The following is a 24,075-nucleotide window of genomic DNA, read 5'->3' as shown; positions in this document are numbered from 1 at the left end:
TCCCATATTAGCGCGAGACGGAGGTAACTCCAGCCCCGCACACATTAAATGTACCAAAAGGACAACAACAATGAGTGAAGTCATCGACCAAGCAGTCGCAATCCTGAACGAAAAAATGGGTGACGGCATCGAAGGGACGGCCAAGTTTGTGCTGTCCGGCGAAGGTTCGATCATCGTCGACAGCGACGGCGCACGTGCAGGCGACGACGAAGCAGACGTGACCCTGACCGCAGATGCCGACGTCTTCCAAAACATCCTGTCCGGCGACCAAAACCCGACATCCGCCTTTATGACCGGCAAACTCAAGGTCGACGGCAACATGGGTATGGCCATGAAAATGGCAGGCCAGCTCGGCTAATGACAATGCAAAGCGCACCCTACTACGACGATATTGTCAGCGGCGACCCACAGGGCACGGCCCATTGGATCACCGCCGCAGATGGGGTGCGCTTGCGCGTCGGCCATTGGACGCCGAAATCCGCGCCAAACGGCACGGTTATCATGTTTCCAGGCCGGACAGAATATGTGGAAAAATATCACCACGCCGCTGTTGAATTTGCGAACCGTGGGTTTGCATCCGCAGCCATCGATTGGCGCGGCCAAGGTATCGCAGATCGCCTGACAGCCGTGCGCGGCACAGGCCACGTCGGGCAATTCTCGGATTACCAACTGGACGTCACTGCCTTTGTCGATCACGCCCGCGCCCTCGGCCTGCCAGAACCCTACTATCTGATAGGTCACTCAATGGGCGGCTGCATCGGACTGCGCGCGCTCCATTTGGACCTGCCTGTTCAGGCCGCCGCCTTTTCTGCGCCGATGTGGGGCGTGTTGATTGCCCCGCACCTGCGCCCGATCGCTTGGGGTCTGGGATCGATCGCTGGACGGGTTGGCATTGGCCACCTCTTTGCACCCGGTCAGGGCGAGACGACCTATGTTCTCGACGCCCCGTTCGAGGACAACACCCTAACAACCGACCCCAAGATGTTCGAAATGCTGCGTGAACAACTGATCGCACACCCCGAGCTCGCTCTGGGTGGCCCCTCCATGCACTGGGTCGGAATGTCTTTGATCGAAATGCGCACGCTGGCGAAGATGCCCTCGCCCAATATGCCGTGTTTGACGTTCTTGGGCGGCAACGAACGGATCGTTGACCCCGCACGCATCAAATCGCGTATGGCAAAATGGCCCAACGGCACGCTCAAGATTTTGAATGGCGCCGAGCACGAGGTCATGATGGAAACGCCGGAAATGGCCACCGCGGCCTTTGATGACATGGCCGCGCATTTCAAGGCTCACACCTAAGCTCTATCCATAGGTTTCCAGAAGTGCATTCAGGTCATCCAGCGTGTTGGCCTCTTGCACCGGCTTGTCCTGACGCCAGCGCAGCATGCGGGGAAACCGCAGCGCAACACCCGACTTGTGACGCGGCGACGCTTGGATACCTTCAAACGCGATTTCGAACACATGCTCGGGCGGGACAGACCGCACCGGCCCGAACTTTTGCAACGTGTTCTTTTTGACCCATGCGGTGACCTGTCGAAATTCCGCATCCGTCAGGCCGGAATAGGCCTTGGTGAACGGCGTCAGCTCGTTGCCGTTCCAAACCGCAAACGTGTAGTCGGTAAACAGGTTGGCGCGCCTCCCGTGGCCCGCTTGGGCATAGATCAGAACCGCATCGATCGTCAGCGGATCAACCTTCCATTTCCACCAATCCCCCTTTTTGCGACCGGCCAGATAGGGGCTGTCGGCCCGCTTGATCATCACGCCCTCAGTCCCATGATCACGCGCGGTTTCGCGAATGCCTGCCAGCGCATCCCAACTGTCAAAACCGATGGACGGCGACAGTTTCAACGGCGCCGTCTCTGGCAATTGCGCCACCAGCCCTGACAACAGATCGCGCCGCACGGCGTGGGGGCGCGCGCGAATGTCTTCACCCTGCCATTCCAGCAGATCATAGGCCTTGAGGATAACAGCTGCCTCGGCCAACAGTTTTTTAGGCACCGTCTTGCGGCCAATCCGCTTTTGCAAGGCATTAAATGACAGGGGCGCGCCGTCTTGCCACGCCAGAACCTCGCCATCAATCACCGTACCGTCTGGCACGAAATCAACCAATTGGGCCAATTCGGGAAAGCGGTCGGTCATCAGGTCTTCGCCCCGCGACCACAAATAGTGCAACCCATCGCGCAAGATCAACTGCCCGCGGATACCGTCCCATTTCCAATCCGCCATCCAGTCAGCCGGATCCCCCAGCGCCGCGACATCCTCGACCCCGTGGGCCAAATAAAACGGATAGGGCTTGGATCGATCGGCCATCGGATCATCCGCCAGAACGAGGCTCTTGAAATTGATGTCATCCGGCGTCCATTTGCCCATCAGCTTGTGGGTCAACGCCGCCTCGTCTTGGTCGGTTGCCCGTGCCAACGCCCGCGTCACCAGCTTGGCTGACACCCCGATCCGGAACCCGCCTGTGATCAGCTTGTTCAGCAAAAACCGCTCGGTCGGGGCCAGCTGATCCCACGCTTGCAAAATCACGTCCCGCCGCGCGCCTTCGTCTTGGTCCCGCAGCCCCTGCACAACGGTGACCCAATGGCTCAGACTGTGATCGCTCTCTTGGGTGTTCGGCGGCAGAACCAACGCAATGGTTTCCGCCAGATCACCGACAATCGGATAACATTCCTCGAACAGCCACGCAGGGATGCCCGCCTGCTCGGCGGCCCATGCCCGCAGCAGCGTTGTTGTGACACTTCTCTTGGGTCTGCGGCCTGTGAACAGCGCAATGCACCACAGTTTGTCCGCATCAGCCGCCGCATGAAAATAGGCAGTCAGCGCATCCACCTTGACCGTGGTTTTGGTCGTCTGGTCGAGCGCGGTATAAAGATCAGCGAACCGTTTCATGACGCCTCCTCTGCCGGTGCGTCCAAACTCTCGCCAGTATAATCCGTCTCAACCACACGCGCATCATATCCCTGCTCGGACAGATACCGCGCAAACACATCCGTGTAGCCGTGGGTCACAAACACCCGCTCTGCCCCAGTGGCTGCAATCGCATCATTCAGGCCGGTCCAATCCGCATGATCCGACATGATAAACCCGCGATCCGCCCCGCGCCTGCGCCGCACCCCCCGCAACGCCATCCACCCCGACGCAAAGGCGGTCGAGGCCGCACCGAACTTCTTGGCCCACGGCGATGCCATCCCCGACGGGGTCGCCAGCACCAATGCGGTTGGATGTGTCTTGGCCGTCGTCTCGGCCGTGACCAACATCGTGTCAGGCAACGCGATGCCTTGCCCCCGCAGCACCGCATTGGTCGCCTCGATCGCGCCGTGGGTCAGGATCGGCCCGATCTCTCCATCTAACGCCCGCAACAGCCGCTGCGCCTTGCCCAGCGCATAGGCCGACAGGATCGACACACGTCCTTCGGCCGCATTCTTGGCCCACCAGTCGTTGATCTGCGCGCGCAGCACATCCTGATTGGTCCATTTGAACACCGGCAGACCAAAGGTACTCTCGGTGATGAACGCGTGGCATTTCACAGGCTCGAACGGCTCACTCAACCCGTCATCGACGGTCTTGTAATCCCCCGAGGCGACCCAAACCTCGCCGCCGTATTCCACGCGAATTTGCGCCGATCCCGTCACATGCCCCGCCGGATGATACGACACCTGGACACCGCCCATATTGATCGTCTCGCCGTATTTGACCGTCTCAATCCGCTCATCTGGCCCCAAGCGGTGCTGCATGACGGGGGCCGCAGCCTGCGTGGCAAGATAGCTCTCCATCCCCCGACGCGCGTGATCTGCATGTCCGTGGGTAATCAACGCCCGCGCCACGGGTTTCCACGGATCAATGTAGAAATCCCCTTGGGCGCAATAAATCCCACGCTCGGTAAAGGTCAAAAGCGGCTGCATCATACCCACCAACCTAGCCTATCCCCGACCAGCGGCAATCACGCGGACCCGCTTGCTGACAGGTTTCTTGGACCAAAGACACGATCAAGCCTTGAGTGTTCTGATCGGCTGTGGTGCCAATAGGACATCGAAAAGGGAGAATAGAGATGCGCACAGCTGGTTTCAAAGAGCGGATGCTACGCGGCGATGTCATGTCAGGGACATTCGTCAAAACACCGGACATCACAATGATCGAGGTTCTGGCCAAGTCAGGCCTAGATTTCATCTGTCTCGACGCCGAACACGCCCCCTTTGATCGCGCCCGCATGGATGCCTGTCTGGCCGTGGCCCGTGCGCTTGATTTCCCGACCTTGGTGCGCATCCCATCTTCTACCCCGTCTGACATTCTCAACGTGATGGACATGGGCGCCGTTGGCATCGTGTGCCCGCATGTGGACAGCGTTGAAAAGGCCCAAGCGATTTCTAAGGCCGCGCGCTTTGGCCACGGTGGTCGCGGGTACGCAGGATCGACCCGCTGGGCCGGCTACACCACACGCGGCATGGCTGAGCTTCTTGAACAATCACACAGTGAAACGGTGGTCATCGCCCAGATCGAAGAACCCGAAGGCGTCGATCTGGCCGAACAAATCGCGGCAACCGACGGCATTGACGGTCTGTTCCTTGGGCCCGCCGATCTCTCGATCGCGTATGGCAAAACGTCCCAAGACAGCGACGAGCTGTTTGCCGCAATTGAAACCTGCTCTGCTGCCGCCAAATCTGCAGGCGTGGCCTATATGACCTTTGTCCCCAACGCGGCCAAAGCCGCAGAATGGCGCGACTACGGGTTCAGCATGTTCTTTGTCTCGTCTGAACATGGCTGGATGCTGCAAGGCGCACGCGCCACCGCCGATGGGATCAAAGACATCACCTAATAGGTCCACACGACGAAACCGTTTGGGGTGATTTGCGCCCCATGCAGCCCCACCCCACAAGACACAGGCGATACCTAATGACCAAACCGCACGCCCAATTTCCGCCCGCGTCGAAACCACCCCAGACCCGCGCGCCGCACAATGCCTGCGACACCCATGTCCATCTGGTCGGTGCGCCCGATGATTTTCCGCTGTGGGAGGGGCGTGTGGAAAATCCAGCACACGGTGCGGATTTTGACGGCTACCTCGATCTCTACAAAACCCACCTCGATACGCTGGGGTTTACGCGCGGTGTGATCGTGCATTCGATCCTCTATGGCGGTGACAATTCGATCACCATTGAAACGGTGCGCCGTTTGGGGGCTGGATTTCGCGGTGTAGGCCTGTTGCCCGATGATGCCACGGATGCCAGCCTAGATCACTTTGTGGACAGCAACCTCGCCGCTGTTCGGCTCAACTATGTTCACGGCGGCCTCCTGTCGTGGGCTGGTGCACGTGCGATGGCACCACGTCTGGCAGATCGCGGTTTGCACATCCAGATGCTGCTGCACAGCCACCTGCACATGGTTGAGATTGCCGATGACATCCGCGCCATGCCTGTGCCTGTGGTGATAGATCACCTTGGATGGCCTGACCTGACGCTGGGCACAGATGATCCCTGGTTTCAAACGCTGCTGGGGCTGGTCGCCGACGGTCACGCTTATATCAAACTCTCGGCCCCCTACCGGATGCACGACGACCTGACCCGCAGCGCACCCTTTGTCGCAGCCCTCGCCACTGCCAACTCCGAGCGTTGTTTGTGGGGGTCCGACTGGCCACACCTGATGTTGAACGGGGCCACAATGCCGGATGCAAGCACACTGCTAGATGCGTTCCATGACACCGTGACCAACGACCGCGACCGCAAAACCATTCTGTCCGACGCACCAGCACAGCTCTTTGGCCTCTGACTTTCCTGTTGGCCCCCTTTCCATCTGCCCCACGGCCCCATACCTATAGAGCAACTCTTGATACACGAGGCTCCCATGACCCGCACTTTTGACATCAACGCATCCAACGGCACCGACAATTTGGGCAACCTGCCTGAATGGGACCTGACCCATCTCTATCCATCCCAAGACAGTCCAGAGCTCACCCGCGACCTTGGTTGGCTCGAAGAGGCATGCACAAACTTCGCCAGCGACTACGAAGGCAAACTTGCCGATCTCGACGCCGCTGGTCTGCTCGACTGTGTGCTGCGTTACGAGAAAATCGACATCATCGCAGGGCGCATCATGTCCTACGCAGGCCTGCGCTATTACCAGATCACCACCGATGACGACCGCGCCAAATTCATGGCCGACATGCAGGACAAGATCACAACATTCACAACGCCGCTGGTGTTCTACACGCTGGAGCTGAACCGTCTCGAGGATGCGTCCCTTGCCGCGATGCTGACCGAGAATGCCAACCTCGCCCGCTACAAACCTGTGTTCGACCGCCTGCGCGCTTCCAAACCGTACCAGTTGTCGGACGAGCTGGAAAAATTCCTGCACGACCAATCCACCGTTGGCGCCTCTGCATGGAATCGCCTCTTTGACGAGACCATTGCAGGCCTCACCTTTTTCGTGAATGGCGACGAGCTGAACATCGAAGGCACGCTGAACCTGTTGACCGAACAGAGCCGCGACATGCGCGAGGCCGCCGCCCGCGAACTGGCATCCGTGTTCGAGGACAACGTCAAACTCTTTGCGCGCGTTCACAACACGCTGGCCAAAGAAAAAGAGATCGAAGACCGCTGGCGCGGCATGCCCACACCCCAAACTGGGCGCCATTTGTCCAACCATGTCGAACCCGAGGTGGTCGAGGCACTGCGCAATGCCGTCGTCGCCGCCTACCCCAAACTTTCGCACCGCTACTACGCGCTCAAGGCGAAATGGCTGGGCCTCGACACCATGCAGGTCTGGGACCGCAACGCGCCGCTGCCCATGGAAGACAGCAAGATCGTCGACTGGGACCAAGCCGAGAAAACCGTCATGGACGCTTATGCTGAATTTGATCCGCGCATGGCCGAAATTGCCAAGCCTTTCTTTAAGGACGGCTGGATCGACGCCGCCGTCAAACCGGGCAAAGCCCCCGGTGCCTTTGCCCACCCCACTGTGACCGAGGCGCACCCCTATGTGATGCTCAACTACTTGGGCAAACCGCGTGACGTGATGACGCTGGCCCATGAATTGGGCCACGGCGTGCACCAAGTTCTGGCGGCAGATCAGGGCGAACTCTTGTCTTCGACACCGCTTACACTGGCAGAAACCGCATCAGTCTTTGGTGAAATGCTGACCTTCCGCAAAATGCTGTCAGGTGCTAAGACCCAAGCCGAACGCAAGGTCATGCTCGCCGGCAAAGTCGAGGATATGATCAACACGGTCGTGCGCCAAATCGCGTTCTATGACTTTGAGTGCAAACTCCACGCCGCGCGCGCCAATGGCGAACTGACACCTGACGACATCAACGCCCTGTGGATGTCCGTTCAGGCCGAAAGCCTCGGCCCTGTGTTCGAATTCATGCCCGGTTACAAGACATTTTGGGCATACGTCCCACACTTCGTCCACTCGCCCTTCTACGTCTACGCCTACGCGTTCGGCGACGGCCTCGTAAACGCGCTCTATGCGGTGTTCGAGGAGGACGGCGACGACTTCCAAGACAAATACTTCGACATGCTCCGCGCCGGTGGCTCAAAACACCACAAAGAGCTCTTGGCTCCCTTCGGCCTAGATGCCTCTGATCCCAAATTCTGGGACAAAGGCCTAAGCCTCATCGCCTCCATGATCGACGAGCTGGAAGCGATGGAAGGGTGAGCTTGACATAAGCGTCACCAACCTCGACGTTCCACCTAGGTGTGAAGACTCGATTTAGTTCAAAAGCGCTGGCGTCATTATCAACCTCGTAACAATGGTCACTGCAACTGGCCCTGTCGGTGCAGCGACCGCAGGCTATGCCACCGCCGGTGGTCTTCTTGGTATCTTCAAAGATAAATACGCTCCGTCCAAGGCGCTCAATGCGTATATCCACGACGTTCTAAGCACCAAAATTAGCGAAACCCATCTGGGCGAGGATGACCGTAAACACATCCGCCAGATGGTCGAACACATCGACCTGTCGACACAAACCGTCATCACCTCGGCTCTCGACGCCAATGACATCTGCGACGTGTTGCTCGAAAACATCGTGGCCAACTACCACGCCACGGCTGGCACCCAAGACAAATTCCGCAAGGTTATGGTGCACACCATTCAGGCGGTGCTCGACAGCCAAGAGGTCGCGACCAAACTGCGCCCCCGCTACGAACAGGCCGTCGCAAAGAGTCTTCGCGCTATCGGCGACACGACCGAGCGCACTGACCAAGCGGTCGGTCGTCTCGAGCAAAGGCAAGATGCCGCAACAATTGCTATCAATGAAAACAACCGCCTCCTCCGAGAACTGCTCGAAGCCCAAAAATCCGCTGATCAAAGCACCGACCTCCTCGGCGCACCAAATACCAACCTTTTATCCCCCGAGGACATAGACCTGCAAAAGGCGATCCAAACCGCGATGAAAGACCGCGACTTTGACACTGCCAAGACGCTCCTCGACCAAGCGCTGCCCAAACTCACGACCATCGCTTCTGACAAACAGGCGCAACTCGACCAAACCCACGACCGCCTCGCCCGCATGATCGCCACCGACGCGGATCGGCTGTGGCAAACACTCGAAAGTGGTCTCGCGCTGGATCGCCACGGCGACGCCATCCTCGCCGCCCGTGACCCCGCCCTTGTAACCGAGCTCACAAATCTACGCGCTCGCCAGATCAATTTCTCGGTGCACCGCCAACGTTCATTCAAAGCCGCTCAAAGCATCGCGATGCTAGAACGCATTCCTTCTTTTGAACCTGACGTCTACACCTTCAACACACTCATCGCCAAGGCCGAGACTCACGAACAAGCGCAAGAAATGTTCAAATCAATGAACGCGGCAGAAAAAGTGGAACCCAACGCGATTACCTTTAACACCCTCATCGCCAAGGCCGACACCTAAGCCCAAGCGACCGAGATATTCGCCGCCATGAACGGGGCGGAAAACGTGGAACCCAACGCGACCACCTTCTCCACCCTCATCGCCAAGGCCGACACCTATGCCCAAGCTACCGAGATGTTCGACGCCATGAACGCGGCTGAAGGGGTTGTGTCGGACGAATTCACCATGACGTTTATGATTACTAAGTCAGACACATATGAACAGGGGCAACAGCATTACGGTACCTTGCTGGACTTAGGCGGTAGTCCCGATGACTATGTGATTGGCGCCTTGATGCGCGTATGCGAAACATCTGACGACGCCAATTTTGTTATCGCACAGGCGAAAGAGTATGATGTTAAGCCAGACCGCTATGTGTTGTCTCAAGCGATATCTCTTCAAGAAAGTTTTACAGCAGCAAGCGCGCTGTTTACTCAATATCGCCGCAATGGCGTTGAACCCGATGACGATGACGTCACCTCTGTGATCTCCAAAGCCGACGAATTCGGCCCAGCGTTTCAAATCGCAAAGACCTTCCTGAAATCTGGTAACAAGGCCCCCCCATCTCTATGGCACCCTAATCAGCAAAGCGGGCAATCATAAAATCCGGATGGACCTCAAACGCGGGATGGAACGCACCGGTGTCCTTCCCAACGACTACATTTACAACCATCTCATCAAAGGCGCGCCTGACAAGGCCAAAAAACAGGCCCTTGTCACCGAAGCCCTATCTCGCGGTCATAAACTTGCCCCTTGGGTTTGGAACCATCTCACGCGTTTTGACATTTTTGCAGAAGACTTTGAGTAAACCTCACACCCGCCGCGCAACCACATACCGGCTGGGCGGTGCAACGGGATGGTTGCCGGTCTCGACGATCTCGAACCCTGCCGCCTCGATCCGGCGTTCCCAAACATCAATAGGGTCAAACCGGGCGAATGGGGCCTTGCCCAGCCATTGCGCGGGTTTGATCAAGCTAAACATCAAGCGGTACTTGAGCGGCGTTTGACCCGAGAACGCGCAGACGGTTTTCGAGATGAACAAACCACCGGGTTTGACCAGCCCCGCCACGTCGGCCAATGCACCGTCCACGTCTTCGACCAAATGGAACAGGTTGAACCCCAACACCGCGTCATACGTGCCGTCGGTGATGTCTGCAGGTGTCGCCACGCGGGCTTCGATGTTGGCGTCTTCGCTGTCCGCGATCTTTTCTCGGGCGATTTCGATCATGCCCTCAGAAAAATCTGTAGCCACCAAGTGTCCAACGGAGCCCGCCAACCGCAGCGCGGTCGACCCCGTCCCACACCCCAGCTCTAGCACGCGGTCGCCTACGCCCAAATAACTCTTGGTGCGATCTAATGTGTATTCATATGCGGGCACGTCCGAAATTGCATCACGGGCATATTTCCGGGAAATTTTGGTCCAGAATTTTGAATTGTCACGCATTGTGTATCTCCTTTGAAAACACATTAATCTCAACGCAGACGAATAGAAATTGCATGAATTCATAGATGACCTATACACATACATATGAATTGGAATGCCATCGACTTTGACTGGAACCACGCGCGCGCCTTTCTCGCCACCGCCGAAGAGGGGTCTCTTTCGGCGGCCGCACGTGCACTGAAAACCACACAACCCACGATCGGACGCCAAGTCACAGCACTCGAGGAACATCTGGGGTTAGTTCTGTTTGAACGGGTCGGTCGCGGGGTGGAACTGACCCCGTCAGGCCGACAATTGGCCACCCATATCGCAGCCATGCGTGATGCGGCCACCGCGGCGTCCCTCGCAGCATCGGGCCAATCGCAAACCATCGACGGCACAGTGCGGATCACCGCCTCTGATGTGATGGCCGCCTACCACCTGCCTGCGTTTCTCGAACAATTGGCGACCGTCGCACCGCGCCTGAATATCGAAATCATCGCCAGCGATGACCTTCAGGATCTTCAGCGCCGCGAGGCCGATATCGCGCTGCGCCACGTGCGACCTGATCAACCAGAACTGATCGCCCGCCTTGTCTGTGATGCATCCGCGCATTTCTACGCAAGCCAACCCTACCTCGACAAACATGGGGACCCTGACGACGCCTCTGGGATCACAACCCAGAAAATCATCGGGTTTTCGGACGTGCCGCGCATGGTCGATTATTTGAACATGATCGGGGTCAGCCTGCGCCCCGACCAGTTTCACAACCAATCAACCAGCGGTCTGGTGGTCTGGCAAATGGCACAGCGCGGCCTCGGGTTGTGCATCATGGGCGACGACGTCGCACAACAAACCCCGAATATGCGACGGACGCTCAAAAACGTCTCGGTCACCTACCCGATCTGGCTGACCACACACCGCGAATTGCACACCAGTCGCCGCATCAGACTGGTGTTTGACATGCTGGATCAGTTCCTAAAACCACGAATGACGTCCTAACGGTCGTTGCATTCCACGCCGAGATCGCGAGCATTTTCAACCATATTGAACCGCAGAACGTCGTCAGCGTTCATCCAATATATCCCCTCGGCTGGTGCCGCTTCCAGCGTGAACCAGTAGAACCCAGCAGGGATATCCATATCTTCGTAGTACGACAGATAGAGCTGATGCTGCGGGTCGTCTCGCGGCACGTCGCGCCCTTGGTCACCGTCGCCAGTGGCCCAGCTGTGGACACCGACACAGGCACCCGGTTGCAGGACACGGTAAACACCCGCCAAAAACAGATCGGTCCCGCCAGAGGCCACCATGCCATCAGCAGGTACAATGGTGGACAATCCCGCATCTCGCACCAATCTGGCTAGCTGCAAATTGGCCTCGTCATCTGCCGATCCCGGCACGTTCCTCAGCTCTAGCTCGGTGGCGTCCGGCGCATCCGCCATTACCTCGCGAAAGACGGCAGGCGTGCTGCCATCAATCACACCCAATGCGACAATCCGGTCACCTTCGACCTCGAATCGCATTGGGTCATAGTCGACCCCGCCAACAGCACTGCAGCTGCCAAGCTCATCCACTTCATCGTATTAGTCCAGTTCAGTCCACGGCCACGGCTTCACCTCTGAGGCAGCCGTTTGGTACCGCACAGCCTTGGCCATCCAGATGCCCAGATCCGTGCCCAAATCCGCCAATCGCGCGTTCGGCACTTTGCCGTTCACCAGCGTGATGACAAATTGCAAAATCGTTAGAACACCCAGAACCGTCTGGGCCATGCTCAACATCAGGGCGATCAGGATCATATGCAAAAGCCGTGGCAGCATGTTTTCCTTTAGCGGACCACCGTCACTGGCGCGTGCGGTGTTCTCGGGCATCACATCGTCAAATTCGTTTGGATCGGCCATCGCTGATTCCCCTTCTTTCGGCGTCCCGCATCTTAGCAACGCGCGTGGCTCTTACCACTGTTTAACCCACGTTAACGCGCATGAGACTGGTTAACCAAGCCCCTACCCGCCGTGCGCATTGACCTAAAACCCGCGCTATCGCAATGCAGGTTTGAAAAACAAAACATGCAAATTTCGTATTTCAGACCCAAAAATACGCAAAATACATAAAATTTCGCCTTACATCGGGACCTTAGCCCCCTCCGTGCGGTGCGTTAACCCGCCTTGGCCTTGGCATAAATTGCATCAATCATCGCTTGGGTGCCTTGTGCATCCTCTAGCGACCATTCCAATGCGTGACCCTTGCGAACTGACCGGCAAAACGCCTCGACCTGAAGCTTGTAATGGTTGTCACTTGGAAAACGTTCCACCCGCAGGCCCAAATCCTGTTGGTGGATTTCGATCCGTGCAACATCGTAGACATTCGCGTTGAACGGCGCCGTCATCCGGATCGCGCCCTGATCGCCGTGAAACGTCATGGTTTGCAGGGGGTGCATCCGCATCGAGTTGACCCAATGGGCGGTAAAGCAGTCAAACTGTGCCGCAACCCGTGCGATTACATCGACCCCATTCTCATAGGTCAGGTCAGATTGTGTAATCATTTCAGGTTCTTGCCCTGTCACCCAACGCGTGGCCCCATAGGTGTAGACACCGATGTCAGGTATCCCGCCGCCGCCTTTGAACGGATCATGGCGGATGTTGTCGTCTTGGCCCGCGTTGTTGTACGTAAACACGCCCTCAACATGCATCAAGATCCCGATGGCCCCGTCCTCAACCAGATGTTTGACGCGCTTCCATTGGGGGTGATGCACGATCATATAGGCTTCGGTTGCAACCAAACCCGTTTTGTCCCGCAGCGCAATTAGTTCATCAATTTCAGAGGCTTGCAGCGCGATCGGCTTTTCACACAAAACATGCTTGCCCGCAGCCATCGCCTTTTTCGCCCATTCAACATGCAGGTGGTTGGGCAGCGGAATATACACCGCTTCGATCTCAGGATCAGCAAGCAGCGCATCATAGGTGTCATAGCGTTGCAGGTCTGGCTGGAACGCCCGAAACGGTTGCGCCTTGTCACGCGAAGACGTGGCAAGCCCAGCCAAAACAGCGCCCTCGGCGGCGTGGATCGCCGGCGCCATATGTTGGCGGGCAAAGCCCGACGCGCCCAGAATTCCCCATTTTACCGGCATTGCAGTCTCCTGATGTTGTTTGTGACAGCATACCAACAGTCGGGCCAAAGAAAACCCCCGCGCAGAAACCTGGCGGGGGTCGTATAGGATAATGCTATCAAAGGGTTAGGCTGTCGCCATCATCCCTTTTTCGCGTGCAAGCTCGCGCATTTTCTTTTGCAGCTTTTCAAATGCACGGACCTCGATCTGGCGGATACGTTCGCGGCTGACATCGTATTGCCCAGACAGCTCTTCCAATGTGATCGCTTTGTCCTGCAAACGGCGCTGCATCAAGATGTCCTTCTCGCGGTCGTTGAGAACCGACATAGCGTCGGCCAGCAGCTCGCGGCGGCTGTCCAGCTCGTCTTTGGCCTCGTAGTCGCCCGCTTGGTCAGCATCTTCATCCTCGAGCCAGTCCTGCCATTGCATGGTGCCTTCGCCTTCAGACCCGACCTGGGCATTCAGCGACGCATCACCACCAGACAAACGGCGGTTCATGTTGATGACTTCTTGCTCGTTCACGCCCAGATCATTTGCGATCCGCTCAACGTGCTCGGGACGCAAATCACCATCCTCGAGCGCGCCAATCCGTGACTTGGCTTTGCGCAGGTTAAAGAACAGCTTTTTCTGTGCAGATGTTGTGCCCAGCTTGACCATCGACCACGACCGCAGGACGTATTCCTGAATAGCGGCGCGGATCCACCACATCGCGTAAGTCGATAGTCTGAAACCTTTTTCTGGGTCGAATTTCTTGACCGCCTGCATCAAACCGACGTTCGCTTCCGAAATCACCTCGGCCTGTGGCAAGCCGTAGCCGCGATAGCCCATCGCGATCTTAGCAGCCAAACGCAGGTGCGATGTGACCAGCTTGTGCGCTGATTTGCTGTCTTCGTTTTCGACCCATGATTTGGCCAGCATGTATTCCTCTTCCGGCTCTAGCATCGGAAACTTGCGGATCTCTTGCAGATAACGGTTCAGGCCCTGCTCTGGCGACGGGGCGGGAAGATTTGTGTATGTGCTCATGGTGTATCCCCCTCTGGATTGGCCGGCTTATGTTACGGCCCTTAACATGGATATGGGTAACGACGTGCCCTTGTTCAAGGGACTTATGTCACTTGGTTAAACTGAATATGAACACGACCGCCCCGGATTGCGACCCACATGTCAGTGCTCTCACGCGCATGGGATGTGTATTTCAAAGATAGTTTCGCAAAAAAGCCCGATTCAGGGGCCGCTTTCGCCCTGTTTTCCCTGTTTTCCCTGTTTTTATAAGAAATACTTGTTCCAAGAGGGCCAAAGCTATGATGAGCGCATTGATCAAAAAGTTTGCAAAAGTGCCGGATATTCCCGAGCCTATCGAATATGACGTGCCTCCTTTGCCCGTACCGGAACGTGAAAAAACCAAATTCGATGTGGTCATTGAACGGGAACGCTCGAACTATGACGAGGCGCGTGCACGCTTTGCCAGATTGACGGATAAGATCGACCTACAAGTTTCTGAAATGACCAACGGCGGTCGTTTGATCGCGGTGCCGCTGTGCCCCAGCGCATGCGAGCGCGGCCCATTGGCCGAACGGCTGTTGGATATCGGGCTCGACCCCTTTGCCCGTTGGAACATGATGTATTACGCGCCAAACGATCAAATCGCGGATCAGCTGGACACAGAAGTCTACGATCCGGATTTCGACAATGACTTTGATGCCGCCATGATCGCCTTTCTGGGCAAGGTTTGCGCCAGTTGGGAAACATTCCAGCGCGAAGAACCCGATGCGTCGATCGTACAGATCATTACCTACCGAGAGGCGCTGCAAACCACGGTTTTCCAGCAAATCGAAGAGATCGAGAAAATGATCTATGCAGGTCTCACCAATTACTGGCGCGAGTTCTTTGGCGAAAAACCTCGGCTGCCCCTTAACCCTTAAGCGCGCAAAGCAAATCGGCCATATCGTCTGGCAATGGGGCCTCAAACCGCACCATTTCGCCCGTCACCGGATGCTTGAACCCCAAAACGGCGGCGTGAAGCGCCTGACGCGGAAAACTTGCCACCGCTTCGAACCCTGCTGCATTGATCGCCTTTGGCGAAAGCTTGCGACGGCCACCATAGGTCGGATCACCGACAAGGTTGTGACCCGCATGGGTCATATGCACACGAATTTGGTGGGTCCGCCCTGTTTCCAACCAACATTCAACGAGGCTCGCCACGACGGGCTGACCAAACCGTTCAACCACACGCGCCCGCGTCACCGCATGGCGGCCGTTCCCGAAGAGTACGGCCTGCCGTTGGCGGTCGGTCTTGTGACGGGCCAATTGGGTCGTGATCTTCATGATATTACTGCGTTCAAAATTGACACCGCGAATACCGCGCAAACGCGGGTCGTTGCTGTCGGGTACACCGTAGACAACAGCACGGTAATAGCGTTCGACCGTATGTGCCTCGAACTGCGCCGCAAGGCCGTGATGTGCCTTGTCTGACTTGGCCACCACCAGCAAGCCACTGGTTTCTTTGTCAATTCTGTGGACGATGCCGGGGCGCTTTTCGCCACCCACGCCTGATAGGCTGTCACCACAGTGATGCATCAGCGCGTTCACCAGCGTTCCTGAGGGCGATCCAGGTGCGGGATGCACGACCATGCCACTGGGTTTGTTGATCACAATGAGATCGTCGTCCTCGAACACCAAATCCAGTGGGATGTCTTCGGGGCCCATGTGGCTTTCGGCAGCGTCAGGCAGCGTGACAGTAATTTCGTCGTCTTCCGCCACTTTGGCACGCGGATCGGTCAAAACGGCGCCATTCAGCGCAACATCGCCTGACGCCAGCAGTTTTGCTATACGCGAACGGGACAATGACGCGTCCGCTGGCACATCCCGCGCAATCGCCTTATCAAGGCGCTTGGGCGGATCGGGCATGATCCGAAAAACGAGAGGCGGCTGGCCCATGCAAGATACTCCTGAACCCGCGAACCTTATGTTCCTGCGGCGGCTTGTTACAACGCTGACGGCGGTGATGATTGCGGGCCTTGTAATCATCATCATCCTGTTTGTCATCCGCTTGCCGTCACAAGGGACACCTTTAACGTTTCCAGATGTGATTACTCTGCCCGCTGGCGCCGTCGCGGTTGGCTATACCCAGACGCCAGATTGGGTTGCCGTGGTGACCGATGATGACCGTGTGCTGGTGTACGATCGCGCCGACATGGAGTTGGTCCAAACCATCACACTGACCACACCCTAGAGCTGTCACAGCGGCACCGACGTCATGACATGACGCGACAGAACCGCAATGAGAGAAAGGGTGGTACCACCTCCTGGTCTCGAACCAGGGACCTCTTGATCCACAATCAAGCGCTCTAACCTACTGAGCTAAGGCGGCTCCACGGTTGCGATTTAGCGGCCATCCCAGAGATTTGCAAGAGGCTTTGACGGCGGAAATGTGGGGAATCGGGATGTGCCTTGGGCTTGCGCGTAGAGTGCCGCCTGCGTTACAGACAACTCGCGCGACCGCGCAAGGTTTCAGGAGGCCGATCATGGGCATCGACACAGAACGCGACATCGAGGCAAACTTGCAAATCGGGCCAACCGACCAAGCGATGGTTCGGATTTTTGTCGAAGCAAACGGCGTTGAAATCCCAATGGATTTTGAACCTGACGAAGCCCGCGAAATTGCCGAGGAAATCATGATGGCTGCCAAGGGTGCCGACGCGTTGCGCCGCTAAGGCAGACCTCGACTCTAGGAATAGACAAAGCCCTCGCCGACCAGCTCAAACCCTGTGATTTCAACCTCGTACAGCGTGCCATCCGGTTTGGCCGCCCGCGCGATCAAAACGCCCTCGTCATTGTAGAACACTGCATGCGCCGTATGCATCGCACGAAAACAGTGGGTGCCGTCGGGGTATAGATATTTAATCACCATTGCGCCTTTGCTTACCATGTTATGCACGCCGCCGGATCGCGTAGCGCATGCAATCTACGGGCCGCGTGACGGGCGAATTTCTGCATCATGACCTTGCGCCGTGCGCCAGCCAGCTTAGCCTCGGGGCCCATACGAAGAATCTCGGCATCATAAGCGTCAGCGATGATGAGCCCGGTTTCGTCCGGCAATAATTCGGTCGGGAAATCGCTATCGACCGCCCAGTAATAGCGATCGCACCATTCTAGGTAACCCTGCCATTTGTGATCAGTCTGAAAATCTGCACGGCTGGATTTGCATTCAATGACCCAAATTTCGCCTTTGGGGCCGACCGCCATCACATCGACCCGCAAGCCGCTGGTGGGAACCAACTCTTCTACCGTCACAAAATCATGGGTGGCGAGGTGCCGACAGACACCGCGCGCCAATAGTTGGCCGGGTTGCAATGTGGATTGGGTCAGATCATCGGGCATGGCCCAAACATGAACAATACGTGAACAAAAATCAAGCTTGATGAAGACCAGAGACCGCTGGACCTTGCTATTGGGCGAACAAAGACCTACCTACGGAAGTGGCGGGTTCTGCCCTTCTCGTATGCGGTCTAATTCCAGTGGCCTTAAGCAAATCCGAGGGAGCTGGCTCTGTTGAGACCCTGGTCTTTTTATCTGGCGCCCACCTGTACATACAGGTCCTCGGGAATTTAATGAACCAACACGGTTGCGTTTGCGGGCCCGCCACCACCCCGTTTTGACCTTCGCCGCGCGCAGGCTACCTTTGGATTAACCCAAAGGAGACCCCAATGCGTTTGATGATCCCTGCCCTAATTTTATGCTCCACCGCTGCACATGCCGATGTGACCGTCGCCTTTGTCGAAGGCGCGCCCAAGGACCGTTTTGTGATCGAGAACGCGGGTCAGTGCGCAACAGCCCCGTCGATATTTGAAATTGACCTTACCGCAAGCACGGCTGGCCTGATTTTTGACACCACCGAAGCCGGTGCAGGTGTCGAAGTCTTTCAACCTGTCGAAGTTGTGGCGGGTGCGGATATGGTCATTGATCTGGCCCAACCGGGTGACGGCGATCAAACGTTGAGCGTGTCATTGAAGAGCCTGCCACCGGGTGGTGAGATCATCATCACGTTGGATTTGGACGACATGATTGCCAGCGGCACATCACGCCCAACGATGGTCACAGGAAGCGAGATCAAAGGCATTGCGGTCCGTCTGACACAGCAAACCGACGCCACAGCAATGGCCAATTTCACCGACAGCGTTCAGGTCAGCATTCCGGTAGCGGGCTGTATGTCCTAGAACGCGTCGGGCTGTGCTTCGCGTGCCATGTGATCAAGCACGGCATTGACGAACTTTGGCTCTTTGCCTTCAGGAAAGAACGCGACAGCGACATCTACGAATTCGACAATGACGACCTTGGGCGGTGTGCTGCTCTGGGTCAGTTCGGCACCAGCCGCCCGAAAGAGCGCGCGCAATGTCGGGTCGATCCGGTCAATCGCCCATTTGGCGACCAACGCCCGGTCTGTCATTTGGTCGATCAGCGCCTGATGGTTAACGGCATTCTCAAGCAGATCACGGAAGGTTTCGACATCGCCTTCGGCCAGTTCATCACCATCGATCACCTCACCAAAACGGTAGGTTTCGAACTCTTGGCGCACCGCATCCACGGTCTGACCGGATAGCTCCATCTGATAAAGAGCTTGGGTCGCGAACAGCCGAGCGGCCGATCGCATTTTTCGTTTTTGGTTGCCAGAGGGTTTATCGGTCATGCTGTGCTATCGGATCCTGTTTCGCCCGCAAACAGAATGTCCGAGGTGAATCCCACCCCTTTGCGCGCCGAGCCCCATTTGCGCGACAACGCCACAAGATGCAAGGCCGCAGCGGCCGCTCCGCCGCCTTTATTCTGATCGGCGGGATCTGCGCGGACTTCGGCTTGGGGTCTGGTTTCAACCGTCAAGATACCGTTGCCGATGCACAGCCCTTGCAGCGCCAAGAGCTGGATCGCGCGGCTGCTGTCATTGCAGACGGTTTCATAGTGGGTTGTCTCGCCGCGGATCACGCACCCTAGCGCGACAAAGCCATCAAAGTTGCTCATCCGATTGGCAATACCAATAGCGGTTGGGATTTCCAGTGCGCCGGGCACCTCGATGGTCTCATGCGTGGCACCTGAGGCCTCGATCTCGGCACGCGCACCAGCCAGCATGTTGTCGGCGATGTCCTTGTAATAAGGCGAGACAACGATCAAGACTTTGGTCGGTTTGTCGAATTCCACACGCGGCATTATGTAGTGCTGTTCGTGTCCGGCCATTTATCCGATCTCCGAGATTTTCTGCGTGCCAACAATTTCGAGACCATAGGCATCAAGCCCGACAACCTTGGGCTGGGGCGAATTGGTCATCAAAACAATTTCACTGAGCCCAAGAGAGGACAAGATTTGCGCGCCCAACCCGTATTGCCGCAGAGTTTGAGGCGACACATCATCGTCCGCCGTCAGTTTCATATGAACATCACGCAATAGCACCAGTGCGCCGCGTCCGTGCTCGGCGATCATCTGCATGGCGTCACCAAATTCAGCGGCGCGACCTTTCCCACCAATGCCGACCATGTCCAACATCGGGTCTAGCGCGTGCATCCGCACCATCACCGGGTCCGCATTTCCGTCATCACCAGTGATGTCGCCCTTGATCAACGCGATGTGCTCCGCGCCTTGAGTCTCGTCGGTGTAAATCCGCATTTCCCATTCACCGCCAAATTCGGACGTAATGGTGTCGGTTTCGCGCACACGAACGAGGTTATCGTGGCGGCGGCGGTATTTGATCAGATCACTGATTGTTCCGATCTTGAGATTGTGCATCTGGGCAAAGCTGACCAGATCAGGCAGGCGCGACATTGTCCCGTCTTCGTTCATGATCTCGCAGATCACGCCTGATGGGTTCAAACCAGCAAGCCGGCTAACATCGACCGCCGCCTCGGTATGACCTGCGCGGACCAGAACGCCACCATCACGCGCACGCAATGGGAACACGTGCCCGGGGGACGCGATATCCGCAGCCGTCGCTGCACTGTCGATCGCAGTCGCCACTGTACGTGCGCGGTCAGCGGCGGAAATGCCAGTTGTGACGCCCTCTCGCGCTTCGATCGAAACGGTAAACGCCGTTTCGTGACGGGACGAGTTGTGAGACGCCATTAACGGCAGCCCAAGCGCGTCAATCCGTTCGCCAGTCAGCGTCAAACAAATCAAACCCCGCCCGTGCGTCGCCATGAAATTGATCGCATCCGGCGTCGCCATTTGCGCAGGGATCACCAAATCGCCTTCGTTTTCGCGGTCTTCGTGGTCGACAAGGATAAACATCCGGCCATTGCGGGCGTCTTCGATAATCTCTTCGACTGAACTGATTGCGTCGCGCCAGTTCTCTTCGACGGGTCCGGGGTCTTCAAAGCTCATAACAGGTTCCTTGTACGAGACGGGTGTTATGCCCAGTCCTGAAGCCGCGCCACATAGCGCGCGAGCGTATCAATTTCGAGGTTAACAGGATCGCCCATCGCCACATCACCCCATGTCGTGGCGACCTTGGTATGTGGGATAAAGTTGATGCCAAAATCTTTGCCGTTTACTTCGTTGACGGTCAACGACGTGCCATTCAAAGCGACAGAACCCTTGGGCGCGATAAATTTAGCAAGCGCCTCAGGCGCGCGCAGGGTGACACGCGTGCTGTCACCTTCTTCTTTGATATCAACCACTTGCGCAACACCGTCGACATGGCCAGACACGATGTGCCCACCCAACTCATCCCCAAGTTTGAGGGCGCGCTCTAGGTTCAGACGCTTGCCGGGGGCCCATGTGGTCAGGTTGGTTTTTGAAACGCTTTCAGCGCTGATTTCGACGTCAAACCACCCGTCACCCAGTTTGATCGCGGTCAGGCACACACCATCACATGCGATCGACGCACCAATGTCGATTGTGGCGGTATCATAGCTGGTTTTAATCCGAGCCCGCAGGTCGCCGCGTTGTTCTGTTTCGACGACTTCGCCAATATCTGTTATGATGCCAGTGAACATAGGTGCTCTCCTTTGTACCATGACCTAGCGTTTCCGCTTAGGGGGGACAAGACGCGCGCGTTTCCCTTTGGTAAATCGATAGGTTCCCGCTAGGCCATTCTTTGCCGTAAAATAGGATTTTGGCCCTATTTTTGCCCCGATGCCCCGATAGCCTTGGGAAAAAGACAGTTGAGGTTAACGTGATCGAAGTAGATCAACGCAAATTTTTGTTTCTTCAGGGCCCCCATGGGCCGTTTTTCTGGCGTTTGGGGAAAATGTTGCGCATGGCCGGAGCAGAAGTGTGGCGTGTCGGTTTTAACGCGGGCGACCGTGCATTTTGGCTCCATTCGCGCAGCTACATTCCATACACGGGCACAGTTGACGGCTGGGACGAGACATTTCGATCGCTGATCGAAACCAAATCCATCACCGATATCGTGCTCTATGGCGACACTCGCCCCGTGCACGCGAACGCAGTTGCCGCAGCGAATGAATTGGGCCTGCGGGTTCATGTCTTTGAAGAAGGGTATATGCGGCCCTATTGGGTGACGTATGAGCGCGGCGGCACAAACGGCAATTCCCGTCTCATGGATATGGACGTGGCCGAAATGCGCACCGCGCTGAAACAATCTGATTTGGATGTCCCAGAGGCACCGGCCCATTGGGGCGACATGCGCCAACACGTGTTTTACGGCGCGCTTTATCATTGGTTTGTGATGTTCAGGAATGGCGACTACCGCCAGATGAAACGTCACCGCGAACTGCCAGTCGCCGCCGAATTCGCGCTATATTTCAGATGCTTGGCGCTGATGCCGTTCATCTCGATAAACCGGATGATTTCGACGCTTCACATCAAACATGGTGGTTTCCCATATCACCTCGCGTTGATGCAACTAGAGCATGACGCTAGTTTCCAAGAGCATTCGCCATTCACCCGAATGGAAGAGTTCCTGACGGTTGTGATAAGAGGTTTCGCAAAAGGCGCGCCGCGTCATCACCATTTGGTTCTCAAGGCGCATCCGTTGGAAAATGGCCGCTCGCCCATTCGCATGATCGTCAAACGTTTGGCACGTGAAAATGGCGTTTCGGGTCGGGTCCATTATGTGCAGGGTGGCAAGTTGGCTCGTCTTCTGGATCATGCGCGGACTGCTGTGACGGTAAATTCGACCGCTGGCCAACAGGTATTGTGGCGCGGTTTGCCGCTTCGGACGTTCGGTGCGGCCGTTTACGCCAAATCCGCATTTGTATCGCAGCAACCACTTGCCAAGTTTTTTGCCAACCCAAAACGTCCCGACAATCGGGCCTATCGCGACTATCGCCGATATTTGTTGGAAACCAGTCAGGTTGCAGGTGGATTTTACGCCGCGCGGGGCCGCAGACAGCTGTTGCGACAGGTCGTTGATATGATGCTCGCGCCGCATGATCCTTATGATGCGTTGAGCACGGGAAACGCGGCACCGAGGCAACAGTTGCGTGTCGTGAAGTAACAGACACAACCTGTATGGCTATCTTTTGCTGCGCGATTCCGGTAGTTTCAGCAACAACGAGGCCGGAAATGGGTCCGATTTTGAGGCAAGTTCATAGGTCGAGGAGACCAAAGCAGTGACCATCACCCTATCGCGCCTCGCGAAAGGCGCAGTATTTGTCGCAACGCTGGCTTTGGTCGCTTGTGGTCTGCCCCGTTCTGGACCGAACAAGGCCGAGATCTTTTCCGGCTCTGTTTTGCAGGAAGGCGACGCCTTTGTTCTAAGCGTCAACGACCGCGTAAACCGGATTGCTTCGGTAACTCCGGCTTTGGGCTTTTCCGCAGGCTTCCGCGATGCAGGCGTTATTGGCTCTGACACGATCCGCGCAGGCGACACATTGGGATTGACCATTTGGGAAAACGTCGACGACGGTTTGCTGGTCCCCGAAGGTCAAAACGCGACCGTTCTCGAAGAAGTACAAGTAGACGGTGCTGGTTTTATCTTTGTGCCCTATGCAGGCCGGATCAAAGCGGCGGGCAACACACCCGAAGCCATCCGCCGCATCATTACATCCAAGCTGAACGACCAGACCCCTGACCCGCAGGTTCAGGTGCGCCGTCTGGCCGGCGACGGATCAACGATTTCAATTGTGGGCGTAGTTGGTGCCCAAGGTGTCTATGCAATCGAGCGCCCAACCCGCACGCTTGCGTCGATGTTGGCCCGCGCAGGTGGCGTCACAGTTCGTCCTGAAATTGCACAGGTGACAGTTGTTCGTGGCTCGCACAGCGGATCGATCTGGTTCGAAGATCTCTATGATCACCCCGGTCATGATATCGCATTGCGCGGTGGTGACCGGATCATCGTAGAAGAAGACACTCGCAGCTTTACCGCGCTTGGCGCCACTGGCACGCAGAACCGCGTAGCCTTTGAAAGCCAGACAATCTCGGCGATCGAAGCCATCGCCCAAGTTGGCGGTCTATCATCTGCTGTGGCGGATCCGACCGGCGTCTTTGTCTTCCGCAACGAGCCTGAAGAGATCGCAGAACAACTTGTTGGGACTGATCTGACGGGCGAACAGCGTGTTGTCTATGTTCTGGACCTGACCAAGCCGAACGGCATGTTCATGGCACGAGATTTCGCAATTCGCGACGAAGACACTGTCTATGTTACCGAAGCGCCGTTTGTTCAGTTTGATAAATCTATTGCGGCGCTGACAGGCTCGCTTGGGGCTGTGAACACGATCAGTTCACTGGCCAACGCTGGCACAACAAACTGAT

At 56.8% G+C, this 24,075-nt stretch carries 29 protein-coding genes and 1 tRNA gene; 15 read left to right on the top strand and 15 right to left on the bottom strand.

Annotated features, from left to right (window positions below; all coding sequences use genetic code 11):
- The first annotated feature begins 70 nt into the window (after positions 1–70).
- Positions 71–358: an SCP2 sterol-binding domain-containing protein gene (locus TR2A62_RS17380; protein ID WP_009160086.1), complete on the top strand. Its 288-nt coding sequence runs from the start codon at positions 71–73 to the stop codon at positions 356–358.
- Entirely contained in the window at positions 358–1,302 is a 945-nt protein-coding gene (locus TR2A62_RS17375; protein WP_009157666.1) for an alpha/beta hydrolase, read from the top strand. The genes TR2A62_RS17380 and TR2A62_RS17375 overlap by 1 nt, the downstream gene beginning before the upstream one ends.
- Positions 1,303–1,305: 3 nt before the next feature.
- Here the strand turns inward: TR2A62_RS17375 and TR2A62_RS17370 are convergent, their stop codons facing one another.
- Both TR2A62_RS17370 and TR2A62_RS17365 read right to left on the bottom strand, forming a co-directional pair.
- Complete coding sequence (locus tag TR2A62_RS17370) at positions 1,306–2,895, bottom strand: ATP-dependent DNA ligase (RefSeq protein WP_009158420.1); 1,590 nt, start codon at positions 2,893–2,895, stop codon at positions 1,306–1,308.
- On the bottom strand, positions 2,892–3,908 hold the full coding sequence (locus TR2A62_RS17365) for a ligase-associated DNA damage response exonuclease (protein ID WP_040821745.1): 1,017 nt from the start codon (positions 3,906–3,908) through the stop codon (positions 2,892–2,894). Before TR2A62_RS17365 ends, TR2A62_RS17370 begins: the two co-directional genes overlap by 4 nt.
- A gap of 146 nt (positions 3,909–4,054) precedes the next feature.
- Here TR2A62_RS17365 and TR2A62_RS17360 point away from each other — a divergent pair, with 146 nt between their 5' ends.
- From TR2A62_RS17360 to TR2A62_RS17335, 6 genes are all read left to right on the top strand, one after another.
- Positions 4,055–4,819, top strand: coding sequence for an HpcH/HpaI aldolase/citrate lyase family protein (locus TR2A62_RS17360; RefSeq protein ID WP_009160597.1), 765 nt, complete (start codon positions 4,055–4,057; stop codon positions 4,817–4,819).
- Between the two features lie 77 nt (positions 4,820–4,896).
- On the top strand, positions 4,897–5,769 hold the full coding sequence (locus TR2A62_RS17355) for an amidohydrolase (RefSeq protein WP_009158099.1): 873 nt from the start codon (positions 4,897–4,899) through the stop codon (positions 5,767–5,769).
- 75 nt (positions 5,770–5,844) lie between these two features.
- Positions 5,845–7,656 carry a M3 family oligoendopeptidase gene (locus TR2A62_RS17350; RefSeq protein ID WP_009158098.1) on the top strand — a complete coding sequence of 604 codons (1,812 nt, stop codon included), beginning with the start codon at positions 5,845–5,847 and terminating at the stop codon, positions 7,654–7,656.
- Between the two features lie 94 nt (positions 7,657–7,750).
- Entirely contained in the window at positions 7,751–8,872 is a 1,122-nt protein-coding gene (locus tag TR2A62_RS17345) for a hypothetical protein (RefSeq protein WP_009158845.1), read from the top strand.
- Positions 8,873–8,917: 45 nt separating this feature from the next.
- A complete protein-coding gene (locus TR2A62_RS17340) occupies positions 8,918–9,454 on the top strand; it encodes a hypothetical protein (protein ID WP_009159652.1) in 537 nt (178 codons plus the stop codon).
- Between the two features lie 7 nt (positions 9,455–9,461).
- Complete coding sequence (locus TR2A62_RS17335; RefSeq protein ID WP_009160481.1) at positions 9,462–9,659, top strand: hypothetical protein; 198 nt, start codon at positions 9,462–9,464, stop codon at positions 9,657–9,659.
- 3 nt (positions 9,660–9,662) lie between these two features.
- On the opposite strand, the gene TR2A62_RS17330 is transcribed toward TR2A62_RS17335, so the two are convergent.
- Positions 9,663–10,295: a class I SAM-dependent methyltransferase gene (locus TR2A62_RS17330; protein WP_009158542.1), complete on the bottom strand. Its 633-nt coding sequence runs from the start codon at positions 10,293–10,295 to the stop codon at positions 9,663–9,665.
- 84 nt (positions 10,296–10,379) lie between these two features.
- Between TR2A62_RS17330 and TR2A62_RS17325 the strand changes: the two genes are divergently transcribed.
- Positions 10,380–11,276: a LysR family transcriptional regulator gene (locus TR2A62_RS17325; RefSeq protein WP_009158109.1), complete on the top strand. Its 897-nt coding sequence runs from the start codon at positions 10,380–10,382 to the stop codon at positions 11,274–11,276.
- Here the strand turns inward: TR2A62_RS17325 and TR2A62_RS17320 are convergent.
- The 4 genes from TR2A62_RS17320 to rpoH form a co-directional block, all read right to left on the bottom strand.
- On the bottom strand, positions 11,273–11,848 hold the full coding sequence (locus tag TR2A62_RS17320) for an alpha/beta hydrolase (RefSeq protein WP_009159344.1): 576 nt from the start codon (positions 11,846–11,848) through the stop codon (positions 11,273–11,275). The two genes, TR2A62_RS17325 and TR2A62_RS17320, sit on opposite strands and share 4 nt — an antisense overlap.
- Positions 11,849–11,857: 9 nt before the next feature.
- Positions 11,858–12,172, bottom strand: a complete 315-nt coding sequence (locus tag TR2A62_RS17315) for a DUF4389 domain-containing protein (protein ID WP_009158932.1) — start codon at positions 12,170–12,172, stop codon at positions 11,858–11,860.
- A gap of 254 nt (positions 12,173–12,426) precedes the next feature.
- Positions 12,427–13,398, bottom strand: coding sequence for a Gfo/Idh/MocA family protein (locus tag TR2A62_RS17310; RefSeq protein WP_009158890.1), 972 nt, complete (start codon positions 13,396–13,398; stop codon positions 12,427–12,429).
- A gap of 105 nt (positions 13,399–13,503) precedes the next feature.
- On the bottom strand, positions 13,504–14,400 hold the full coding sequence (gene rpoH / locus TR2A62_RS17305; protein WP_009159706.1) for an RNA polymerase sigma factor RpoH: 897 nt from the start codon (positions 14,398–14,400) through the stop codon (positions 13,504–13,506).
- 278 nt (positions 14,401–14,678) lie between these two features.
- On the opposite strand from rpoH, the gene TR2A62_RS17300 reads away from it, so the two are divergent.
- Positions 14,679–15,299: a hypothetical protein gene (locus TR2A62_RS17300; RefSeq protein WP_009160268.1), complete on the top strand. Its 621-nt coding sequence runs from the start codon at positions 14,679–14,681 to the stop codon at positions 15,297–15,299.
- Here the strand turns inward: TR2A62_RS17300 and TR2A62_RS17295 are convergent.
- A complete protein-coding gene (locus tag TR2A62_RS17295; RefSeq protein ID WP_009157967.1) occupies positions 15,289–16,314 on the bottom strand; it encodes an RluA family pseudouridine synthase in 1,026 nt (341 codons plus the stop codon). The genes TR2A62_RS17300 and TR2A62_RS17295 overlap by 11 nt on opposite strands.
- Here TR2A62_RS17295 and TR2A62_RS17290 point away from each other — a divergent pair.
- A complete protein-coding gene (locus tag TR2A62_RS17290; protein WP_009159633.1) occupies positions 16,313–16,609 on the top strand; it encodes a DUF6476 family protein in 297 nt (98 codons plus the stop codon). The genes TR2A62_RS17295 and TR2A62_RS17290 overlap by 2 nt on opposite strands.
- Before the next feature lie 61 nt (positions 16,610–16,670).
- Here the strand turns inward: TR2A62_RS17290 and TR2A62_RS17285 are convergent.
- Positions 16,671–16,747 (bottom strand) — tRNA-His (locus tag TR2A62_RS17285).
- Between the two features lie 154 nt (positions 16,748–16,901).
- Between TR2A62_RS17285 and TR2A62_RS17280 the strand changes: the two genes are divergently transcribed.
- Positions 16,902–17,090 carry a DUF6324 family protein gene (locus tag TR2A62_RS17280; RefSeq protein ID WP_009159035.1) on the top strand — a complete coding sequence of 63 codons (189 nt, stop codon included), beginning with the start codon at positions 16,902–16,904 and terminating at the stop codon, positions 17,088–17,090.
- Between the two features lie 14 nt (positions 17,091–17,104).
- Here TR2A62_RS17280 and TR2A62_RS17275 read toward each other — a convergent pair whose 3' ends face one another.
- Together TR2A62_RS17275 and TR2A62_RS17270 are read right to left on the bottom strand one after the other, a co-directional pair.
- On the bottom strand, positions 17,105–17,287 hold the full coding sequence (locus TR2A62_RS17275; protein WP_009157568.1) for a hypothetical protein: 183 nt from the start codon (positions 17,285–17,287) through the stop codon (positions 17,105–17,107).
- A gap of 11 nt (positions 17,288–17,298) precedes the next feature.
- Positions 17,299–17,757, bottom strand: a complete 459-nt coding sequence (locus tag TR2A62_RS17270; protein ID WP_009157789.1) for an MmcB family DNA repair protein — start codon at positions 17,755–17,757, stop codon at positions 17,299–17,301.
- A gap of 326 nt (positions 17,758–18,083) precedes the next feature.
- Here TR2A62_RS17270 and TR2A62_RS17265 point away from each other — a divergent pair, with 326 nt between their 5' ends.
- On the top strand, positions 18,084–18,593 hold the full coding sequence (locus TR2A62_RS17265; RefSeq protein ID WP_009158444.1) for a hypothetical protein: 510 nt from the start codon (positions 18,084–18,086) through the stop codon (positions 18,591–18,593).
- On the opposite strand, the gene nusB is transcribed toward TR2A62_RS17265, so the two are convergent.
- Genes nusB through TR2A62_RS17245 form a run of 4 tightly spaced genes read right to left on the bottom strand, consistent with a single transcriptional unit; the run spans position 18,590 to position 21,353 of the window.
- Entirely contained in the window at positions 18,590–19,063 is a 474-nt protein-coding gene (gene nusB, locus TR2A62_RS17260) for a transcription antitermination factor NusB (protein ID WP_009159560.1), read from the bottom strand. The two genes, TR2A62_RS17265 and nusB, sit on opposite strands and share 4 nt — an antisense overlap.
- Positions 19,060–19,602 (bottom strand): 6,7-dimethyl-8-ribityllumazine synthase, encoded by a 543-nt coding sequence (locus TR2A62_RS17255; RefSeq protein ID WP_040820940.1) that lies wholly within the window; start codon positions 19,600–19,602, stop codon positions 19,060–19,062. Before TR2A62_RS17255 ends, nusB begins: the two co-directional genes overlap by 4 nt.
- Positions 19,603–20,739: a 3,4-dihydroxy-2-butanone-4-phosphate synthase gene (gene ribB, locus TR2A62_RS17250; RefSeq protein ID WP_009159321.1), complete on the bottom strand. Its 1,137-nt coding sequence runs from the start codon at positions 20,737–20,739 to the stop codon at positions 19,603–19,605.
- A gap of 26 nt (positions 20,740–20,765) precedes the next feature.
- On the bottom strand, positions 20,766–21,353 hold the full coding sequence (locus tag TR2A62_RS17245) for a riboflavin synthase (RefSeq protein ID WP_009160381.1): 588 nt from the start codon (positions 21,351–21,353) through the stop codon (positions 20,766–20,768).
- A 254-nt stretch (positions 21,354–21,607) separates the two neighbouring features.
- Between TR2A62_RS17245 and TR2A62_RS17240 the strand changes: the two genes are divergently transcribed.
- Together TR2A62_RS17240 and TR2A62_RS17235 are read left to right on the top strand one after the other, a co-directional pair.
- A complete protein-coding gene (locus TR2A62_RS17240; protein ID WP_083791116.1) occupies positions 21,608–22,819 on the top strand; it encodes a capsule biosynthesis protein in 1,212 nt (403 codons plus the stop codon).
- 121 nt (positions 22,820–22,940) lie between these two features.
- Positions 22,941–24,074, top strand: coding sequence for a polysaccharide biosynthesis/export family protein (locus TR2A62_RS17235; RefSeq protein WP_369699520.1), 1,134 nt, complete (start codon positions 22,941–22,943; stop codon positions 24,072–24,074).
- Position 24,075 lies beyond the last annotated feature (1 nt).

Origin of the sequence: Thalassobium sp. R2A62, assembly GCF_000161835.1 — a bacterium.
GTDB lineage: Bacteria > Pseudomonadota > Alphaproteobacteria > Rhodobacterales > Rhodobacteraceae > Thalassobium.
Note: the sequence above shows the minus strand (reverse complement) of the source record. Positions and strands in the feature narration are given on the sequence as shown.

Bases quoted from the DNA above. Each gene is read 5' to 3' on its own strand.
- TR2A62_RS17370 (WP_009158420.1), bottom strand. From the start codon at position 2,895: ATGAAACGGTTCGCTGATCTTTATACCGCGCTCGACCAGACGACCAAA.
- TR2A62_RS17300 (WP_009160268.1), top strand. From the start codon at position 14,679: ATGATGAGCGCATTGATCAAAAAGTTTGCAAAAGTGCCGGATATTCCC.
- TR2A62_RS17325 (WP_009158109.1), top strand. From the start codon at position 10,380: ATGAATTGGAATGCCATCGACTTTGACTGGAACCACGCGCGCGCCTTT.
- TR2A62_RS17315 (WP_009158932.1), bottom strand. From the start codon at position 12,172: ATGGCCGATCCAAACGAATTTGACGATGTGATGCCCGAGAACACCGCA.
- TR2A62_RS17365 (WP_040821745.1), bottom strand. From the start codon at position 3,908: ATGCAGCCGCTTTTGACCTTTACCGAGCGTGGGATTTATTGCGCCCAA.
- TR2A62_RS17265 (WP_009158444.1), top strand. From the start codon at position 18,084: ATGCGTTTGATGATCCCTGCCCTAATTTTATGCTCCACCGCTGCACAT.
- TR2A62_RS17345 (WP_009158845.1), top strand. From the start codon at position 7,751: ATGGTCACTGCAACTGGCCCTGTCGGTGCAGCGACCGCAGGCTATGCC.
- ribB (WP_009159321.1), bottom strand. From the start codon at position 20,739: ATGAGCTTTGAAGACCCCGGACCCGTCGAAGAGAACTGGCGCGACGCA.
- TR2A62_RS17255 (WP_040820940.1), bottom strand. From the start codon at position 19,602: ATGGCCGGACACGAACAGCACTACATAATGCCGCGTGTGGAATTCGAC.
- TR2A62_RS17380 (WP_009160086.1), top strand. From the start codon at position 71: ATGAGTGAAGTCATCGACCAAGCAGTCGCAATCCTGAACGAAAAAATG.
- TR2A62_RS17335 (WP_009160481.1), top strand. From the start codon at position 9,462: ATGGACCTCAAACGCGGGATGGAACGCACCGGTGTCCTTCCCAACGAC.
- TR2A62_RS17360 (WP_009160597.1), top strand. From the start codon at position 4,055: ATGCGCACAGCTGGTTTCAAAGAGCGGATGCTACGCGGCGATGTCATG.
- nusB (WP_009159560.1), bottom strand. From the start codon at position 19,063: ATGACCGATAAACCCTCTGGCAACCAAAAACGAAAAATGCGATCGGCC.
- TR2A62_RS17245 (WP_009160381.1), bottom strand. From the start codon at position 21,353: ATGTTCACTGGCATCATAACAGATATTGGCGAAGTCGTCGAAACAGAA.
- TR2A62_RS17375 (WP_009157666.1), top strand. From the start codon at position 358: ATGACAATGCAAAGCGCACCCTACTACGACGATATTGTCAGCGGCGAC.
- TR2A62_RS17330 (WP_009158542.1), bottom strand. From the start codon at position 10,295: ATGCGTGACAATTCAAAATTCTGGACCAAAATTTCCCGGAAATATGCC.
- TR2A62_RS17280 (WP_009159035.1), top strand. From the start codon at position 16,902: ATGGGCATCGACACAGAACGCGACATCGAGGCAAACTTGCAAATCGGG.
- TR2A62_RS17240 (WP_083791116.1), top strand. From the start codon at position 21,608: ATGTTGCGCATGGCCGGAGCAGAAGTGTGGCGTGTCGGTTTTAACGCG.
- TR2A62_RS17290 (WP_009159633.1), top strand. From the start codon at position 16,313: ATGCAAGATACTCCTGAACCCGCGAACCTTATGTTCCTGCGGCGGCTT.
- TR2A62_RS17355 (WP_009158099.1), top strand. From the start codon at position 4,897: ATGACCAAACCGCACGCCCAATTTCCGCCCGCGTCGAAACCACCCCAG.
- TR2A62_RS17275 (WP_009157568.1), bottom strand. From the start codon at position 17,287: ATGGTGATTAAATATCTATACCCCGACGGCACCCACTGTTTTCGTGCG.
- TR2A62_RS17350 (WP_009158098.1), top strand. From the start codon at position 5,845: ATGACCCGCACTTTTGACATCAACGCATCCAACGGCACCGACAATTTG.
- rpoH (WP_009159706.1), bottom strand. From the start codon at position 14,400: ATGAGCACATACACAAATCTTCCCGCCCCGTCGCCAGAGCAGGGCCTG.
- TR2A62_RS17310 (WP_009158890.1), bottom strand. From the start codon at position 13,398: ATGCCGGTAAAATGGGGAATTCTGGGCGCGTCGGGCTTTGCCCGCCAA.
- TR2A62_RS17270 (WP_009157789.1), bottom strand. From the start codon at position 17,757: ATGCCCGATGATCTGACCCAATCCACATTGCAACCCGGCCAACTATTG.
- TR2A62_RS17295 (WP_009157967.1), bottom strand. From the start codon at position 16,314: ATGGGCCAGCCGCCTCTCGTTTTTCGGATCATGCCCGATCCGCCCAAG.